General features: G+C 61.0%; 14 protein-coding genes. 9 read left to right on the forward strand and 5 right to left on the reverse strand.

The window, feature by feature from the left end:
* Positions 1–29 precede the first annotated feature (29 nt).
* The 6 genes from ASAC_RS03045 (at position 30) to ASAC_RS03070 (ending at position 6773) form a co-directional block, all read left to right on the forward strand.
* The gene (locus ASAC_RS03045) at positions 30–1010 is read left to right on the forward strand and encodes an amidohydrolase family protein (RefSeq protein WP_013266515.1); all 981 of its coding nucleotides are present in this window, start codon (positions 30–32) and stop codon (positions 1008–1010) included.
* Between the two features lie 119 nt (positions 1011–1129).
* Positions 1130–3109, forward strand: a complete 1980-nt coding sequence (acs, locus tag ASAC_RS03050; RefSeq protein WP_013266516.1) for an acetate--CoA ligase — start codon at positions 1130–1132, stop codon at positions 3107–3109.
* Between the two features lie 4 nt (positions 3110–3113).
* Complete coding sequence (locus tag ASAC_RS03055) at positions 3114–3677, forward strand: acetate uptake transporter (RefSeq protein WP_013266517.1); 564 nt, start codon at positions 3114–3116, stop codon at positions 3675–3677.
* Positions 3678–3845: 168 nt separating this feature from the next.
* Positions 3846–4415: a GNAT family N-acetyltransferase gene (locus tag ASAC_RS03060; protein ID WP_013266518.1), complete on the forward strand. Its 570-nt coding sequence runs from the start codon at positions 3846–3848 to the stop codon at positions 4413–4415.
* Between the two features lie 39 nt (positions 4416–4454).
* Positions 4455–5138 carry a TTX_0299 family putative ATP pyrophosphatase gene (locus ASAC_RS03065; protein WP_013266519.1) on the forward strand — a complete coding sequence of 228 codons (684 nt, stop codon included), beginning with the start codon at positions 4455–4457 and terminating at the stop codon, positions 5136–5138.
* Positions 5139–5252: 114 nt separating this feature from the next.
* Positions 5253–6773, forward strand: coding sequence for an ABC transporter substrate-binding protein (locus ASAC_RS03070; RefSeq protein ID WP_013266520.1), 1521 nt, complete (start codon positions 5253–5255; stop codon positions 6771–6773).
* 55 nt (positions 6774–6828) lie between these two features.
* On the opposite strand, the gene ASAC_RS03075 is transcribed toward ASAC_RS03070, so the two are convergent.
* Together ASAC_RS03075 and ASAC_RS07840 are read right to left on the reverse strand one after the other, a co-directional pair.
* On the reverse strand, positions 6829–8265 hold the full coding sequence (locus tag ASAC_RS03075; RefSeq protein ID WP_013266521.1) for an MFS transporter: 1437 nt from the start codon (positions 8263–8265) through the stop codon (positions 6829–6831).
* A 5-nt stretch (positions 8266–8270) separates the two neighbouring features.
* Entirely contained in the window at positions 8271–8447 is a 177-nt protein-coding gene (locus tag ASAC_RS07840; protein WP_158303782.1) for a hypothetical protein, read from the reverse strand.
* Positions 8448–8721: 274 nt separating this feature from the next.
* Here ASAC_RS07840 and ASAC_RS03080 point away from each other — a divergent pair, with 274 nt between their 5' ends.
* On the forward strand, positions 8722–9960 hold the full coding sequence (locus ASAC_RS03080) for a YeeE/YedE thiosulfate transporter family protein (RefSeq protein WP_013266523.1): 1239 nt from the start codon (positions 8722–8724) through the stop codon (positions 9958–9960).
* Positions 9961–9965: 5 nt separating this feature from the next.
* Entirely contained in the window at positions 9966–10235 is a 270-nt protein-coding gene (locus ASAC_RS03085) for a hypothetical protein (protein ID WP_202965463.1), read from the forward strand.
* 123 nt (positions 10236–10358) lie between these two features.
* Here the strand turns inward: ASAC_RS03085 and ASAC_RS03090 are convergent, their stop codons facing one another.
* Positions 10359–12098, reverse strand: coding sequence for a hypothetical protein (locus ASAC_RS03090; RefSeq protein WP_048812765.1), 1740 nt, complete (start codon positions 12096–12098; stop codon positions 10359–10361).
* 309 nt (positions 12099–12407) lie between these two features.
* On the opposite strand from ASAC_RS03090, the gene ASAC_RS03095 reads away from it, so the two are divergent.
* Positions 12408–14063, forward strand: coding sequence for an ABC transporter permease (locus tag ASAC_RS03095; protein ID WP_148217120.1), 1656 nt, complete (start codon positions 12408–12410; stop codon positions 14061–14063).
* Here ASAC_RS03095 and ASAC_RS03100 read toward each other — a convergent pair.
* Together ASAC_RS03100 and ASAC_RS03105 are read right to left on the reverse strand one after the other, a co-directional pair.
* Entirely contained in the window at positions 14050–14757 is a 708-nt protein-coding gene (locus ASAC_RS03100; RefSeq protein ID WP_013266527.1) for a carotenoid biosynthesis protein, read from the reverse strand. The two genes, ASAC_RS03095 and ASAC_RS03100, sit on opposite strands and share 14 nt — an antisense overlap.
* 41 nt (positions 14758–14798) lie before the next feature.
* Complete coding sequence (locus ASAC_RS03105; RefSeq protein WP_158303783.1) at positions 14799–17573, reverse strand: GH116 family glycosyl hydrolase; 2775 nt, start codon at positions 17571–17573, stop codon at positions 14799–14801.
* Positions 17574–17590 lie beyond the last annotated feature (17 nt).

A 17590-nucleotide genomic window follows, 5' to 3' on the forward strand; every position in this document is an offset into this window, starting at 1 on the left:
CTTGCCCACCAGCGGCACAGGCGCGGCTGATGAGGGCAGACGTGCCGGTAGAGTGCGTAGTGGACGCCCACGTCCACATGCCGCTGCTCAGGGAGAGGGGCGAGGTCAACAGCTACATAAGGGGGCTCGTGGAGAGCGGCGTCGGCGGCGCAGTGCTGCTGGGCATACCGCCGTTCAAGGAGATCCTGGCCTCCATACCGCTCGAGGAGGTTAAGAGCGAGCACGAGAGGGTGAGGGGCCTCATAGAGAAGCTGGCCGGCGACATAATGGACCAGCTGGAGCCCGAGAGCCTCTACCTCTCAGCCGTTAAGCTCTCCGAGAGCTTCTGCTCCTTTGCCAGGCACTCCGAGCTCGCCGGGGTAGTGAACTTCCCGGTTATGTACCCGGCCAACCTGAGCCTGGGCCCGGACGAGCTCGCGAGGCAGCTCGAGGAGGCAGTCTCCCTGGGCTTCAGGGGCTTCAAGGTTATCTCGACGCTCTTCCTCAAGTACCTCAGCTCGGAGCAGGTGGAGGCAGTGATAGAAGTGGCCGAGAGGAAGGGGGTTCCTGTCGTGGTCCACGGGGGCTGCGACCCCGGCATATGGGAGCTGCCGAGGTACTGCAAGTACGGCGACCCCTCAAAGCTTGAGCCGCTCCTCTCCAGGCACAGGGACGCCACTGTTATAGTGGCCCACGCCGGCGGCTACAGCGCAATAGCCCCGGGCGTCTTCTTTGAGGAGGCCCTCTCGCTTGCCAGGAGGTTCGAAAGCGTCTACGTTGACACCTCGGCCCTGCCCCCGCAGCTGGTGCCCGTGGTGCTCAGGGACTTCCCTGCTGGGAGGGTCCTCTACGGCTCCGACTACCCGGCAGTAGCGAACTCCAGCCTGAGGGAGTACATGGAGGAGGTCTTCATGACCCTCCTCGCCTCCGGCTGGAGGGGCAAGGAGCTCGAGGGCTACGCCCACGGCGTCGCCGAGGAGGTCTTCAGGGCGTCCTGCGTCACGCCGCTCTACGACGGCGTGGGGCTCTGACGTCATAAAAGTGCTTTTTAAATTATAAAATAGTGGGAATATTTACATATAAGCCCACCATAGAAATCTTTTAAACTAATCCAATAGTGTATACAAGTGAACGGAGTGGACAGAGGGAGGTGGAGTCCTTGTCCGAGTCGCCTTCTAAACAGGAGATAGAGCTCCTGCCCTACGGCGAGAAGTACCACCCGTACCACAACAAGTACGTCGACTTCTGGAGGCAGAGCCTGGCCGACCCCATGAGGTTCTGGGACGAGAGGGCGAGGGAGCTGGTGTGGTACCGCACCTGGGACAGGGTGCTTGACGACTCCAACCCGCCCTTCTACCGCTGGTTCGTCGGCGGCGAGACCAACGTAAACCTGAACGCCCTGGACAGGTGGATGAACACGCACGTGGCCAACAAGGTCGCCTACTACTGGGAGGGGGAGGACGGCACCACGAGGGTGCTCAGCTACAGGGACCTGTTCCGCGAGGTCAACAAGTTCGCCAGGGCGCTGCAGGACCTGGGCGTCAAGCCCAACGACACGGTCACAATATACCTACCGATGATACCCGAGCTCCCGATATCCATGTTGGCGGTCACCAGGATAGGCGGGATACACAGCGTGGTCTTCTCGGGCTTCAGCCCGTCAGCCCTGGCGGACAGGATAGTGGACGCCAAGTCGAGGGTCCTCATAACTGCCGACGGCTACTGGAGGAAGGGAAAGGTCGTCGAGCTCAAGAAGAACGCCGACGAGGGCGTTAGGCTGGCCGAGGAGAGGGGGGCAAAGGTCGACAAGGTCATAGTTGTCAGGAGGCTGGGCAACCAGGTGGCCTGGAACGAGGGCAGGGACGTCTGGTACCACGAGCTCGTCTCAAAGTACCCTGAGAACACCTACGTTAAGCCCGTCCCGAGGAAGGCCGATGACGTCCTCTTCATACTGTACACCAGCGGGACCACCGGCAAGCCAAAGGGGATAATGCACAGCGTGGGCGGCTACATGGTTTACGTCTACAACGTGTTCAAGTGGAACTGGGACATAAGGCCCGAGGACGTGCACTGGACCATGGCTGACGTGGGCTGGATAACGGGGCACACCTACATAGTCTACGGCCCGCTGCTCAACGGCGCGACGGAGGTGATGTATGAGGGGGCCATAGACTACCCGCAGCCCGACAGACCGTGGCAGATAGTGGAGAGGTATGGGGTCACGATATTCTACACGAGCCCGACTGCCCTTAGGATGCTGAGGCAGTACGGCGACGAGTGGGTCAAGAAGCACGACCTCTCGACTCTGAGGATACTCGGCACCGTGGGCGAGCCCATAAACCCCGACGTCTGGAAGTGGTACTTTGAGGTAGTCGGCAGGGGGAAGTGCCCAATAGTGGACACCTGGTGGATGACGGAGACAGGGGCCGCAATGATAGCTCCGGCCCCCGGGATATCGCTTGTGCAGCTCAAGCCGGGCTCAGCCACCTTCCCGATGCCTGGCATAGAAGCCGACGTGCTTGACGAGAGCGGGAAACCCACGCCGCCGGGCGTCAAGGGGTACCTGGTCATAAAGAGGCCGTGGCCCGGCATGCTGCTCGGCGTCTGGGGCGACCCTGAGAGGTACGTCAAGACCTACTGGTCAAGGTTCCCCGGCTACTTCTACCCTGGCGACTACGCGGTCAAGGATGAGGAGGGCTACTTCTGGCTGCTGGGCAGGGCCGACGAGGTCCTCAAGGTGGCTGGCCACAGGATAGGCACGGCGGAGCTAGAGGACACGCTGATAAAGCACCCCGCCGTCGCCGAGGCGGCCGTCATAGGCGTCCCTGACCCGATAAAGGGTGAGGTGCCCGTGGCCGCGGTGGTGCTCAAGGCGGGCTACAGGCCCAGCGAGGATCTGAAGAAGGAGCTCATAGACATGATAAGGACCAACATAGGGCCCATAGCGACCCCTCAGGCGATACTGTTCGTGAGCAAGCTGCCAAAGACGAGGAGCGGCAAAATAATGAGGAGGCTGCTGAAGGACATAATGGAGGGCAGGCCGCTGGGCGACACGACAACCCTCGAGGACCCCACCGCGGTCGACGAGCTCAAGAGGGCTTGGGACGAGTTCAAGTCGCAGATGAGGTGAGACCTTGAGCCAGGACCAGCCCTTCGCGGACCCCAGCTCCCTGGGCCTCTGGGGCTTCGCCCTGACGACCATAGTGCTCAGCCTTCACAACGCTGGCCTAATATCAACTGCGGGGCTCACCCTGGCCTACGCCTTCTTCTGGGGAGGGGCCGCCCAGGTCTTCGCGGGCTGGATGGACTTCAAGAGGGGCAACATGCTCGGGGGCACGGCCTTCAGCACCTACGGCCTCTTCTGGATCGGGCTGGCCATGGCCTTCGTGTTGAGCAGCTGGGACCCCTCAGTGTTCAGCATGAGCGGGGCCGAGCTCGGGGCGTGGTTCGTGCTCTGGGGGGTGCTGACCTTGATCTACGCGGTGGGCGCCTACATGGCCAAGGCCAGGGTGCTCACTTCAGTGCTGGCCCTGCTGACCCTGACCTTCTGGGTCCTGGGAGCGGCGTTCTTCTCCGGCAGCGCGGCCATAACCAGGGCAGGGGGGTGGATAGGCGTCATAACTGGACTTGACGCGCTCTACCTCGGGGCCGCCCTGCTGATTAACTGGGTCGCCAGGGGGCAGGCGCTGCCAACCTGAGGCCCAGGGGACCCTTTACTTTAATAGCTTGACTTTTTTAATTTACGGCCCTCCTTTAACTTATCGCCTGAGGGGCTCTCCCACAGGAGTGCCAGTAACCATGATCTCACGGGCCATTTTTCCTCAATTTATATATTTGTTATCTCGCATTTTTAGCGCGGTGGACCCTTGAGCTCCTGCAGGAGGGAGAGGCTCGCAGCCCTGGGCAGCTACTCCATTGAGCTCCTCTGCCCCGAGGACGCCAAGTACGTGGTGGAGTTCTACTCGTCACTGGACGCCTTCTCGCTCTACTACAGGTTCCTGGGGATATTCAAGGACTTCGAGGGGCACGCCAGGAGGCTCTTCTCGGGGCAGTGCAACTACGCCATAGGCGCATTCCTTGGCAATGACATAGTTGCCCTGGGCGAGGGCTTCTCGGACTGCAGGAGCGCCGAGCTGGCCTTCGCAGTGAAGGAGGAGCACAGGAGGAGGGGGCTGGCCACAGTGATAGCCGCCCTGCTGATACTTGAGGCCTACAGGAGGGGGATCAAGACCATGGAGGCCTACATGCACGGGGACAACTACGCTGCCATAAGGATAGGCGAGAAGGTCGGGCTTAACCTTGAGTGCGAGGGCGACGTCTATCACGGTAAGGCCGAGGTGGCCAAGGTAAGGGACAGGTGCCTAAACGCAATAAGGGAGAAGGGGGGCTCCCTGGAGCCCTGGTACCTCGAGGCCATAGCCTCGGTAAAGCCTTAGGCATTTAATCCCTTGGACCCTGGCTGTGCTGGGATCAGGATGGGAAGCAGGGTCGCCATGTTCTCCGGCGGCAAGGACGGGCTGAGGGCCGCCTCGCTGGCCTGGCCCGTTGACATCCTCCTGTTCCTTGTGTACGACTTCCCTGAGCCGAGCCCCCACATAGAGAACGTCGGCGCCACCATAGCCGAGGCCTCGCTCATAGGAAAGCCCATAGTCGTCGCGAGGCTTGACAGGGGCAAGGAGTTTGAGGAGACTGCCGACCTGCTGAGGAAGCTGAACGCTGACAAACTCATAGCTGGCGACGTCTTCGTTGAGGACCACCTCAAGTACATGGAGTCCCTGGCCTCGGAGGCCGGGGCGTCGCTCCTCGAGCCCCTGTGGGGCCAGGACACGCTGGAGATACTCATGAAGGACCTTGAGGAGGGCTACTCCATGAAGGTCCTGGGGGCCAGGACAAGGGCCCTGAGGAGGGCCGTCGGCGAGGTAGTGGACAGGCACAACTCAGAGTGGTTCCTGTCCCTTGCCAAGAGCGACGGGGCTGACCCCCTTGGCGAGAACGGGGAGTACCATACGGTCGTCGTTAACTCCCCGCTCCACAGGGCCCCGCTCAGGACGTTCAACGTCAGGAGGATATCCATGGAGTGCTGCGACATAGAGCTTGTGGCGGCCCCGTTCAACCAGGCCGCGCTGGGCTCCTACATAAGGGCCTTCGGCACGCCGTAGCCTCTATAGGCTTATGGACCTTTAGGTAAATTACCTACATTACGTTTTAATAGGTAGCCAGCGGGAGGGAGCCTTTTATAGCTGAGTAATCCCAGGGGTCAGACGGGTTCGGTTTTGGGAAATAGTCGCGGCTCGATCTCCACGGCCGCCCTGGCGGCCATAGTTGTTGTAATAATTATTGTCGCGGTGGCCGGCCTCGCTATATATTACACGCACAGGCCCTCTAAGGTCACAACTTCAACAAAGCCGACGCCAACAACCACATCTACGACCACAACTTCAACGTCAGCGAGCTCGCAGCAGGTCACGCTAACGATAGCGACCTACACCGGCGCGCCGCAGCAGTTCCTCAGCATGGCCGCCCAGCTCTTCGAGCAGGAGCACCCCGGCGTTGTAATCAAGGTCGACGCCTACCCGTTCACGGAGTACATAACAAACGAGCTCACAGTCCTGAAGGCCGGCGAGAGCTCCTATGACATAGTGACGTTCACTCCCACCAGCGCGAGGCTGCTGGCGCCCTACCTGGTGCCGCTGAACTCGTCGGTGATAAACACCAGCGACATACTCTGGCCGGCTGAGAGCTTCGGCGGCGTGATATATAACGCCACCACCAACACCTCAGAGATGGTTGGCGTGGCCCCCTGGGTCTCAAACGTGCTCATAATATACAACACCAAGTACTTCGACAACGCCACCCTGCAGCAGGAGTTCTACAACGAGTACCACATGCAGCTGAACCCGTGGACCTGGCACAACTGGACCGTCGTGGTTGACGTGAGCCAGTTCTTCGTGAGCCACAACATAACCAAGTACGGCGTCCTCATAATGGACGACACGGCCGGCGGCGACCTCGACTCGAGCTTCGAGTCCATATACGGCTGGTTCTACATACACAACCAGAGCCTCAACTGCGGCACAATACATGGAATACCCGGCTTCGGCATAGAGTTCTACGGCTGCTACCCCAAGGGCTGGACCTACCCGTTCCCGCCGCCCGCCATAAACACCTCGGCCGGGGTCCAGGCCCTTGAGATACTCAGGGAGCTGGTCAGCTACGAGCCCTCGCCGACTGTGTTCCAGGTGTCGTTTGACAACACGCCTGAGCTCTTCGCCGAGGGCTACGGCCCCGCGGCCGTGAACTACGCCTCAAGGCTGGCCGCCATACTTGCCCAGAACGTGAGCCCAAGCGAGATAGGCCTGGCCCCGCTCCCGGGCAACTACTCCATGGCAGGGGGCACCTACTTTGGCATAAGCAGGTACTCGCAGAACAAGCAGCTCGCCCTTGAGTTCCTGCAGTTCGTAGAGTCGCCGCAGGTGCAGGAGGAGATGTTCCTGAAGCTGGGCCTGTTCCCGATATCGAAGCAGGCCTACAGCGTGCTGCTGTCGAACTCCTCGGTGCCGGCCTACGAGAAGAACTGGCTGCTGGCCAACGAGATCTCGGCTGAGTACGGCAACGCGTGGGAGCCGCTGGTGCCGGTCACCTTACAGCTCGGCAACGCCCTCGGCAACGCGCTGCTGAACTACCTTGAGAACCCGACCAGCCAGAGCCCGCAGCAGGTGCTCAACTCGGTGGCAGCGCAGTACATAAGCATATTGAAGTCGTACTACGCCTCGACCACGACCTCCTCTTCGTGACAGAGGCATATATAATCATTGTAATCATAGTCATTTTTTCTTTTCCTGTAGGCGATCAGCTCCTGCCCCTTATGGCTGACGCCACGGCGCCGGCCACCACTAGCCATATCATAACCATGTATATTGCCCTGAGGCCGCGCACGAAGCTCACCGCGCTGGCGGCCTGGGCCGCCGGCAGCCCTGTGAATATGGTCACGAGGACCCCCCTTGGAATGTAGGAGGCCGCCAGGGCGCTCGCGAGGGCCAGGCTCAGCGACTGCCCCGCGAACCTCATCAGGTTCAGCGTGCCCGAGGCCACTGAGAGCCTGTCCCTTGGGGCCGCGCCCATGACGGACGCGGTGTTAGGGCTTGAGAAGAGGCCCATGCCAATGCCCAGGAGCACGGCCCTCCACGTTATGTCCTGCAGCGACGCCCTCAGGCCGAGCTGCATCAGGAGGGCCAGGCCGACCGCTATTATTGCCATCCCAGCGGTGGCGAGCGGCCTCGCCCCCACCCTGTCCGAGAGCCTCCCGCTTATGGGGGAGAGGACAACCATGGCCAGCGACAGGGAGAGGAGGGCGAGGCTCACGTATATGGGCCCTATGCCCAGGACCTCTATCATGTAGTAGCTTAGGAAGAAGGGCACGAAGAAATATCCAGCGTAGTTCAGGAGGGCCGCCAGGTTCCCCGCGGAGAAGGGCACTGACCTGAAGAGCCTGAGGTCCAGGAGGGCGCGCGGCCCAAGCCTCGACTCCCTGACAGCGAACGCTGAGATGAGGGCGAGCCCGGCCGCCAGCAGCGAGAGGTACTCAGGGGACCAGCCCTCGAAGGCCCCGGCGGTGAGGCCCATGAGGGTGAGCCATATCCCTGCGGCCGCCAGCAGCCCCCCGAGCACGTCTACAGGCTCGTCAACGCGCTCCGACTCCTTAAGGTACGCCTGGGACAGGGCGTAGCCGAGGGCGGCAAGGGGCACAGTGACCAGGAAGACCCACCTCCAGCTCGGCACCCCAGCTATGTACCTGAAGCTTGTTATTGCGCCTCCCACCACGGGCCCTACAGTTGTTCCAGTGTAGACCGCAAGCGTCCAGTAGCCGAAGGCCTTGCCCCTCTCCCACGGCGGGTAGGCCTCGGTAATTATGGCGCCGCTGTTGGACAGTATCATGGCGGCCCCGAGGCCCTGCACGGCCCTCCAGGCGTCGAGCTCGAGGCCGTTGACCGAGAGGGCGCACATGATCGTGCCAACGGTGAATATAAGGAAGCCCACGGTGAACACTCTCTTCCTGCCACGCACGTCGCCAAGCCTGCCGAAGAGCAGGAGGAACGCCGAGAGCGAGGCCAGGTACCCCACGGGGACCCAGATGGTCTCCAGGTAGTTGGCGTGCGAGCCCCTGGCTATGGCCGGCAGGGAGACGCTGACTATTGTGCTGTCCAGGGGGGTTAGGATGGCCGCGAATGAGGTCACTATTGACACTAGCCTGAGGTACTCCCTGGGGTACCTCCAGGGGCGGGACAAGTCAGTTACCCCGTGAGCGACCTGACGAACTCCTTGGCCGCCTCGTCCAGCCTCCTGGAGGCCTCCCTCAGGGCCTGCTCCTTCATGTCCCTTATGGACTTGAGGTACTGCTCGTAGCCCTCCTTAAGCTTCCTGAGGGACTCGTCCTCCTTCCTTCTGAGCACGTCGTCTATGGAGCTCAAGGCGACCACACTTTGGCCCTGGGCCCCAGAGTTTTAAAGCGTTGGCGTGGAGCTCAAGTCATAATAGCACTTTAGGAATTAACTAGCTTTTAAATAAAAAGAACGCTTATATATATTAGAAGCTTTAGATTACTTTTCGACATATTTTTTATTTTAATACAATTTTTTAATAAGTTATTAAACGATATTTGTAATTATAACGTATTTGGTGTAAAACCTCCGTTTACGATTCTAGCTAATTTAGTCAAATAACCTTAGTGAGGTGAGGCGTAGGTTGATAACATACACGGCCCCCATGTGGGTGGGCCTCATAATAGGCTTCATAATAGGGGCCGCGGCGGAGGCCTGGGGCATCGCAAACCCTGAGACGCTGATACGCCTTGCGAAGTGGGAGGACAGGCTGTTCCTTGACTGCATAGCCCTCGGGTTTGCAATAGGCACGCCAGTGCTCTTCGGCCTCTACGCCCTTGGTGTGGGCTTCCACTGGGGCCCCAAGCCCCTCTACGTGATAGGAGTTGGCCTTGGAGGCGTGCTCTTCGGCTCAGGGCTGGCACTCTCAGGCTACTTCCCAGGATCCATATGGATGGCCCTCGGCGAGGGCAGGAGGGACGCCGTCTACGCGCTGTTCGGCGCTATACTCGGGGCCGCGACGTGGACGGCGATGTACCAGGACCCGGCCATAAGGAAGGCGCTCGTGGGGACGCTCAACTTCGGCAGCCAGATAATAGGCGCAACTCACCCGAGCGGGGCGGAGTACCTGGTGCCGTGGCCTGGGCTTAACAGGTACTCACTGTTCGGCATAGCACTCGTCTACGGCATAATAATGTTCCTCATAGCGTACTACGTGCCGAGGTACAGGGGAGGCTCGAGGAGCTGCCTGAGGGCCAACATTGAGAAGAGGGTGACGCCCGTTGAGATGAAGATGCACGAGGACACCGCGAGGTACCTCACGGACGGCGCACTGCCATACAAGAAGGGGAGCCTGGCGCAGAAGCTCAACGAGTACTACGCGGTTGAGAGCAACGTGACCAGGTGGTTCATGGTCTCCGTGGCGGGCATAGTGGCCCTCACGGTGGTTGCGGAGATGTTCCTGCACCAGATATTCGGGGAGTCTACCACGGACAGCTGGATAGCTGGCCACCTCTTCATGCCCAACTTCGCCTACAGCAAGATAGTGTTCAAGGGCATAGGGTGGGAGCCCTACAGCGACATAGGCACGCTGATGGGCAGCTTCTTCGCAGCCATATTCCTGACCAGGAGGTTCACGGCCTTCAGGAACATAATACCGCCCAGCTGGGCCGAGAGGTTCGGCACCAACAGCGCAGTGAGGTTCCTGGGCAGCTTCGGAGGGGCGTACCTGATGCTGCTCGGCGCCAGGATGGCTGACGGCTGCGCCAGCGGGCACATACTGAGCGGAGGCCTTGAGATGGCCCTCAGCGGCCTCGAGTTCGCCGGCTTCGTGTTCCTGAGCATGGTGCTGGTCGGCAGGGTTTACTACCAGAGGAGGAGGTGATGGAGATGGCGAAGGTGAGCGAGGAGACCCTGGACAAGATGGACAGGACCTTCAAGGCGATATTCATAATAGCCTTCATAATGCAGCTGGTGATAGCTGCAATAGTGACGCACGACGCCACTACGACCCCGCTGACGGGCTGGCAGGTGGCCTCAGTAGGTATAATAACTGTGATACTGCTGGTGATAGCTGCCGTCATCTACAGCCAGTACCCGTATTCAGTGCTTGGCCAGCCCGTGGAGCAGCAGGGAGGCCAGCAGGCAGAGAAGAAGTGACGATCCCCTAGCTTACGAAGTTTTTTGGTAATCACTTTACTTCTCCTTTTTTGGTAACCGCTTCTAGGCTTCCCCTCTGGCACGCCCGTGAAAGTGAAGCTTCTAAACTCTTGTAAAGGCGCTTCAGCCGGCGGACCCATTAAACGTCACGTAGATTATGTTATGGGGCATGGTGAAGTTAATGCCAGAGCAGTAATTATAGTAAACCGGGGTCAGGTTGCTGAAGTAGACGTAGACGGGCGGGCTCTTGAGGCCGTCCTGGACGCTTATAATATCGCTGTCGACGGCAAAGGTGTGGGTTCCAAAGGTGATAGGCTCGAGGGCCCCGGCCAGCAGGGGGCCGCACGGGGCGCCGTCGCAGGCGAGGTCCCCCAGGGCTGAAACAGCTATGGATCCCACGTCAAGGCCCACCGCGTAGGTGCTCTCGGGCCCGTCGACCTCGAGGCTGGTGTAGCTAATGGAGAGGCTCCCGAAGGTGGGCACAACCTTAAGGGGCGTGAGGTTGACGTCGTACGAGCCCCAGAAGATGGGGGCCGGCGTTGGGGGCGGCGGGTAGGCGACCTCGAGGCTTCCCAGTATTTCAGCTGCGCCCTCGTTTCCCTGGGAGGCCTCGTAGGCCAGCGCGCTCTCCTCGGCCCAGGCGCTGAGGTTCACGGGGTTCACGTAGCTATACCAGAGGTGCACTATAGGCGCTACACCCGTGCCGCTCCTGTAGACGTTTACGGCAGTCACGAGGGGGCCCAAGTACCAGGCGTGTATATAGTCAACAACCCTGTCGCAGGCGGCGCTGTACTTAACCACGGTCCAGTTTATGAAGGCTATCTGACCGACAACGTAGAGTTGCGCCACGTCAGGCCCTCCCGTAAAAACGTTGCCGTCCTCCCATGAAGATACTGAAACGTACTCAAAGGAAAGGGAAGGGTTGACCGCAAGCGGCGACAGGGCCTTGGTGGCCTCGCTGAGCGCTTCAAGGCCCGCGCTGTTAAAGTGCTGGGCCGCGGCGCCTATTGCCCCGGAGGCTATCATGACCGCGTTGAACCCCACGTACTGGACCGTAGGGCCCAGCAGCATCACTTGGAGGTTGTTTGAAGTCGCGTCAGGGCTGGGCTGCAGGACCGCCACTGCAAGGCTTATGGGGGCCACGCCGCTGCTGTTTGGGTACCAGGAGAGCACGTGAGGCGCGGCCTCATAGTAGTAACTGTGCCAGCAGCGCCCCAGCTGCCCCCCTAGGGCTGAGGTCGTGTTTGTGATGAGCACTGTTGTCGTAGTAGTCGTTGTCTGAGCTGACATGACGGCGCCAACGGAGGCAGCCCTAGGCCTGAGCTGCCCAGGGCCCACTATGGCCTTGAAGGGGTGGGACACCTGGACCTCAAGCACGGCGCCTGAGCCGCTCAGGGGCACGCTGAGGTTCAGGGGCTCCAGCTGGGGCTCTATGGCCAGCTCAACGCTGCCGTTGGGCAGGTCTATGGGGTACATCACCCAGACGATTATGGATGGCATGAAGGAGGTCATGGCGCCGGGGCCGTAGTACCTCAGCCAGTCCTCGACCCAGGCAAGCAGCTTTGACATGTCTATGTTAATTTCCCCTCCGGTGCCGTTGAATATAGGCATGAGCTCGGTGCCCTTCTGCGTCGGCGCCCAGGCCCACACCGAGAAGGAGGCGTTTTCTATCTGAACCGGGCTGCCGTCCCTGAGGTAGAAGGCCCTTATGATGAGCCTGCCCCTCACCAAGGCGCCGGGCAGGACGTAGATGCCCGTGAGGAGCGCCGAGGCCGCGGTGACAATTATTATGAGGACGGCGGCGGCCCTGGCTGTCAGCGAGGCCCTCCCGCGGGGGTGAAGGAGGAGGGACACAGGGAGCACGCCCCACTGGCGGCCCCCGTTTAGCGTTAAAAATCTTCATCGGAGAGTTGTTTTAGCCCCGCCGGCGGGCATCGCGCAGCCAAAGTGACGACTTCGAGCCGCCGCCCTTCAGCGCTGCCGTGCCCTAGGCCTTTGCCTGAGCAACTGACCCTAGCCTCTTATATGCTGCCATTACATGTTAAAAATTCCGTATGGGGGACCAGTAGGAAAATTGCCGCCTTAAGCTCTGGGCCCGCCGCGGGCCTGGGGAGCCCTCTTGGCCATGCTACGCTTAAAATATCCCTGTCCCCCAGTTCCTTGGGAAGCTGCTTGCGCTTAACGGCCCCCTACGTGGCCTACATAACGGCCTTTGGGGTAGTCCCCTTCTTCGCCACGTTCGCCCTGGTCGGCCTTGACTTCCGCTCGGCCCTGGTGGCCCTAAGGCTCGTGCCCGTGGGCCAGGTGTTCCTCAACACCTTCATACTTGCCGTGGCCACCTCAGTGCTCGGCACCCTGATAGGCCTGGTGGCCGCCGTGGCCGTTGACATGCTTGACGTGAAGTACCAGAGGCCGCTCTCGCTGCTGACGGTGCTCCCGCACACGGTGCCCTTCGTCTCGGCGGCGCTCATATGGTCCATAAGCCTCTACGGCGGCGGCTGGGGGTGGTTCACCTACCTGCTCCACATAAGCTTTGACCCGCTCTACCTGGCTAACACGGCGCTCTACGGCGTCATACTTGTCAGCGTCTGGGGCGCAATAGCGTTCCCCTTCATAATAATATACGCGACGCTCAGGTCCATACCGCCCGAGATAAGGGAGAACGCCATGATAGACAACATAGGCCTCTCAAGGTACTACGGCGAGGTGGCCATACCGCTGGCGAGCAAGGCCATACTGATAGCCTTCATAATAGAGCTCGCCTTCAGCTTCGGCGCCTTCGACGCGCCCTACGTGCTCACCGGGGGAGGGCCGGGCTACGCTACTACAACGCTGGGCATACTCACCTATGAGGCCGTGTACAACCTCAACAGCTACTCCGCAGGGGCCCTGATAGCGGCCGCCATAGCCGCCCTGGCGACAGTCCCGGCCATAGCCCTCTTCAGGGTCCTGAGGAGCAGGCGCGCCCTGCTGCCCGCGGTCAGCGTGAGGCTGCCGGACCCGGTGTTCAAGGGGATAATGCTGGCAGTGCTCTCAGTCATACTGTTCTTCAACGTAATGCCCATATACTGGATGTTCCTCGTGGCATTCAGGCCCAACACCCTTGACTTCAGGTCGCCCCCGATCATGATACCCGTCAAGTTCACCAGCGCGTTCTTCGTGCAGGCTCTCAGGGGCTCGGTGCCCTACATGGTCAGCAGCGTGGTCGTCAGCGTGGCAGTTGGGGTAATAGCGGTCCTCCTGGCCTCCGGGGCCTCATATGAGATAGCCAGGGGCAGGGCCTGGGGCTGGCTGCTGCCCCTCTCCATCTACCTCTACGTCCTGCCCCCCATGGCGTTCGTCATACCCCTCTACATAGCCTTTGCAAAGGCGCACCTGCTCAACACCTGGTGGGCGCTTATAACGGCAATGCCCCTCGGCTACGTGACCTACGCCCTGTGGATAATGAACGGCTTCTTCGTTGACCTCCCAAAGGCCTACGACGAGGTCGCTGACCTGTTCAACATAAAGGGCAAGTTCAGGAGGCTCATACTCCCGCTCTCCAGGCCCGTGCTCCTCTCAACCTTCCTGCTGGCCGCCGTGGGGGCCTGGCACGCCCTCTTCTACCCGCTGATATTCTCGGCGACCCCGTACAACTTCGGCTTCCCGCCCCAGGGGGCCCAGACGGTAACCATATACGCGCTGACCGCAATACAGGAGTCAACCATAGACTGGGGCCTGCTGGCCTCCATGGCGTTGGTCGCCGCGCTGCCGCCCATGGTGCTTGACATAGTGTTCCTGTCGCTCATAGCCAGGGGGAGCAGGGCCAGCGGCCTCAAGTTCCTGTGAGGGCTCCAAGGGCCAGGGCCAGGGACGCCGCCAGGAGCCCCGCGGCCCCTGCAAGCCAAAGGCCTGAGACGAAGTCCATGGCTGACCATGCCGCCACGTACTCAAGGTAGAAGGCCCTGGAGACTAGCCGCGGCCTTGGCTTGGCCTTCCCCAGCGCGTCGTAGGCGTAGTAGAACGCCATGGAGACCACGAACCAGCCGATGAAGTTAGTTATGGGCACCCCGTAGTATGGCCCCCTGGTCTGCCAGACCCAGAGGTGGCCCTCTATGGTCAGGAAGGGGTCAAAGGCTAGGTCCATGGCCACCATTGCCAGGGAGGCCGCGAGGTAGCTGCCAGTGGCGGCCAGCGAGTAGAAGCCCAGGGAGGCCCAGAGCAGCGGTATGTAGACCGGCACCCCAAGCACCTTGAGGCCGAGGCCCTTCGTGTAGTAGTACTTCCCGAAGGGGAGGCCGTAGTGCACCCCCAGGAACTCGAAGGCGTACGATATGGCCGCCGAGGCCGCGAGGAAGTAGAGGGTCCTCCTCCCTCCCAGCTCGGAGTAAGACGCCAGCAGGTAGAAGGTGACGAAGAAGATAGGGGTTGATACTACGGCCGCAACGAGGCTGAGGGGCCGCGGGACGTCAAGGACTGACAGGAACAGGAAGGGAGGGTATAAGGCCGAGAGGCTCCAGGCGACGAGCCTAAGCCTGTTCAAGCTAAGGCCCCGCTGTCGCTGCCTCACTTGAGTTAAAAGCTTCACTGGCCGAGGCTAACCTCAAGCAGGTCCCCCGGCCTCAGCATTAGCTCCCTCGAGAGCCCCAGCTCGCCGTCCTTAACGTAGCTCAGCGGGACCTCTGAGCCGTTGTACTTCACTGACGCCCTGCAGCCCTTGAAGTCAAGCCTTAGCGACGAGAGCCTGAGGCCTGGACCCTCAACGGCTTTCAGCGTTATCGAGCCGCTGCAGCCCTCCCTCCTGTAGCTGACGCTGAGCAGGTTACCAGCTACCATCACTGGCCCCCTGAAGCTGGGGCCTCCGAGCCTCGGCGCTACTGCAAGCTCACCGCGGACGCCGTCATAGGTTGCGCCGGCGATGGAGTTAGGTATTGCGAGGGCCGCCAGCGGCCTGGAGTAGTGGCCGTCGCACTCAAGGTGGTTGAAGTAGAGCCCCCAGGAGCGGTACCTGTCGTGGATCGACCTGAGGACCTCCATGGCCTCCTCGACCATGCCCTCGTAGAGCATCTGGGAGGCGACGCCGAACTCCACCCCGGTCCACGGCGTGTCGGCCTGCGACGACACCCTGTTCAGTATCTTGGTTCCGTTAGGCTCCTCTACGTCACCCACCATCGATGGCCTTGGGGTGCCCGGGTAGGTGCCGTTGAGGAGCCCCTCCCACCTCCTGAAGTTGGCCCTGTAGACCTCCCTGAGCGCCGACCTCACCTTCTCGCTGTCAACGCCGTCGCCAAGGCCGAGCACCTGCAGGTACCACTCCCCCGTGAGCTGCGCCGAGAGTATAGCCCTGTCCCTCAGGCCGCTCTCGGGGTCGTACCAGTCGTCGAAGTAGCTGCCGTTCCAAAGCAGCTTCACCATGCTCTCGTAGGCCCTTAGTGAAAGCTGCCTCAGCTCCTCGGCCCTCGCCAGCCCCTCCCTTGAGGCCGCCTCGGCTGCTGCCCTTAGGGAGGCAGCCCACAGGTCCCCGGTGAAGGAGGCCACGCCGAGGAGGCTGAACGTGTCAAACGTGTTCACAGAGTTCATGACGAACTCGGGGCCTGAGAACAGCAGCTTGACCACGTTGCCGCCGTAGAAGCCAGGCACGAGGCCCTTCTCCGCCGCGTCCTGGGCCACCCTTGAGAGGCCCTCGTAGTCTGAGGGCATGTAGTGCTCTATGAGCCCCGTGCCCCTGCTGTCGTGCTGCCTCCTGGTCCCATCTATGACTGTCAGCACATCGTTCCAGAGCGACCTGAGGTACTCCCTGTCGCCCGTGGCGTAATATGGCAGGAGGGCTATGAGCAGGAACTCGGGCATGAGGTCGTTCCTGTCGTAGCTGTCTATCAGGTTAAAGGACGCCCTGAACGAGTGGGGCACCCTGCCCGTCGGGTCCTTGCCGGTCCTCCTCACGACCTCAGCTATGGCCTCAGAGAACTTAGCTGGGTCGTTCTGTATCGATGGGTCCTTCCTCAGCATCTCCCTGTAGAGGCTCATGTTCTCATGGAAGCCGAGGGCGAAGAGCTCGTAGTAGTAGTGCTTGTCAGGCCTGAGTATGTGCCTGACAACGTCCTTAACTGCAACCTTTACCAGCTCAGGGTACATGTTGATGACCCCGGCGAAGGCCCAGAGGACCACGTCAACCGTGTTGAGCCCGCAGCACCCAGGTCCCCCCTCCCACAGGCCGAAGTGGCCGTCCCTCGTGAGCCAGGAGAGCTTCGGGATGCTCGTCAGCTGGGCGGTGACCAGGTCTATGACCCAGTCGTCGTATGACGCGTCGTACATAGCGCTCGAGAAGGCCTCCAGCCTGGCCGTCAGCTCGTGCTTGTTCTCAAAGATGTAAGAGATCACCTGCTCCACGTTGCCGAAGAAGTTCTCGTAGTAGTGCCCCACCCTCTGGCCCGAGGCGTCTATGTGGTTGGGGAAGTGCCACGCTATGGCCCAGTAGAGCTCCTCCGAGGACCCAGGCGTCAGCTCTATAGGCCTTGTGGCCACGGCTGAGAAGACGTCTAGGTCTGAAGTCATGCTTGAGGGCCCCGTCAGGGTCCCGTCGCCCCTGAAGTCAACCAGGAGCCTCCTCAGGAGGTTAACGAGCTGCGGCCTGTTGGAGGAGTCAACCGACCCCACAGCGCCTGAGGACTGCTGGCCCAGCGAGGCGACCGCCAGGGCCCCCCTTGCCATGGGGTGCCTCTCGTCGACGCAGCAGGCGCTCATTATCATTGCTGTCCAGTCCGGCCCCTCCCTCACCTCGCTTGACGGCCTGCCCCCGGCTGACCTGGCCAGGTTCCTGGCCACGGCCATTAGTGATACCTTAACCCTGGACGTCCCCCTGTTGGTGACCCTGAACCTAAGTATGACTGCCGGCGTTGACGACGCCTTCAGGTCTCCCGGGAGCAGGGGCGAGTAGGCGTCAAGGCTGACCTCGACGCCTAGCTCGTCCAGCAGCGAGTCCCTGTAGCTCAGCGTCACCCTTGGGTACCTGACGTCCATCTCCACGCCCTCAACTCCCTTGGCCCAGGGCAGGTGGTACGGCTCAGCCACGACCCACGGGCCGCAGCCCCTGTAGGTGTAGTCCTCCGCCGAGCCGTACCAGAGCCCGGTGAACAGGCCCCTCAGGATGGGCTCCTGGCCCTCGGGCTCAATCCTCAGGAAGAACACGAGGTCGTCGGGAGTCATGAACCACTGGGGCTGGCCGTAGCCTGCCCAGGGCCTGTTGTTGAATATCAGCCACTCCCTGAACCTGCCGTCAGGCCCTATCTCAAAGGAGCCCGTGCCGAGGCCTCCCATGGGGACGCCTGCCAGGGAGGTGTCATAATATGATATGCGCAAATGTAACACCATAAGGA

This window comes from Acidilobus saccharovorans 345-15 (genome assembly GCF_000144915.1).
GTDB lineage: Archaea > Thermoproteota > Thermoprotei_A > Sulfolobales > Acidilobaceae > Acidilobus > Acidilobus saccharovorans.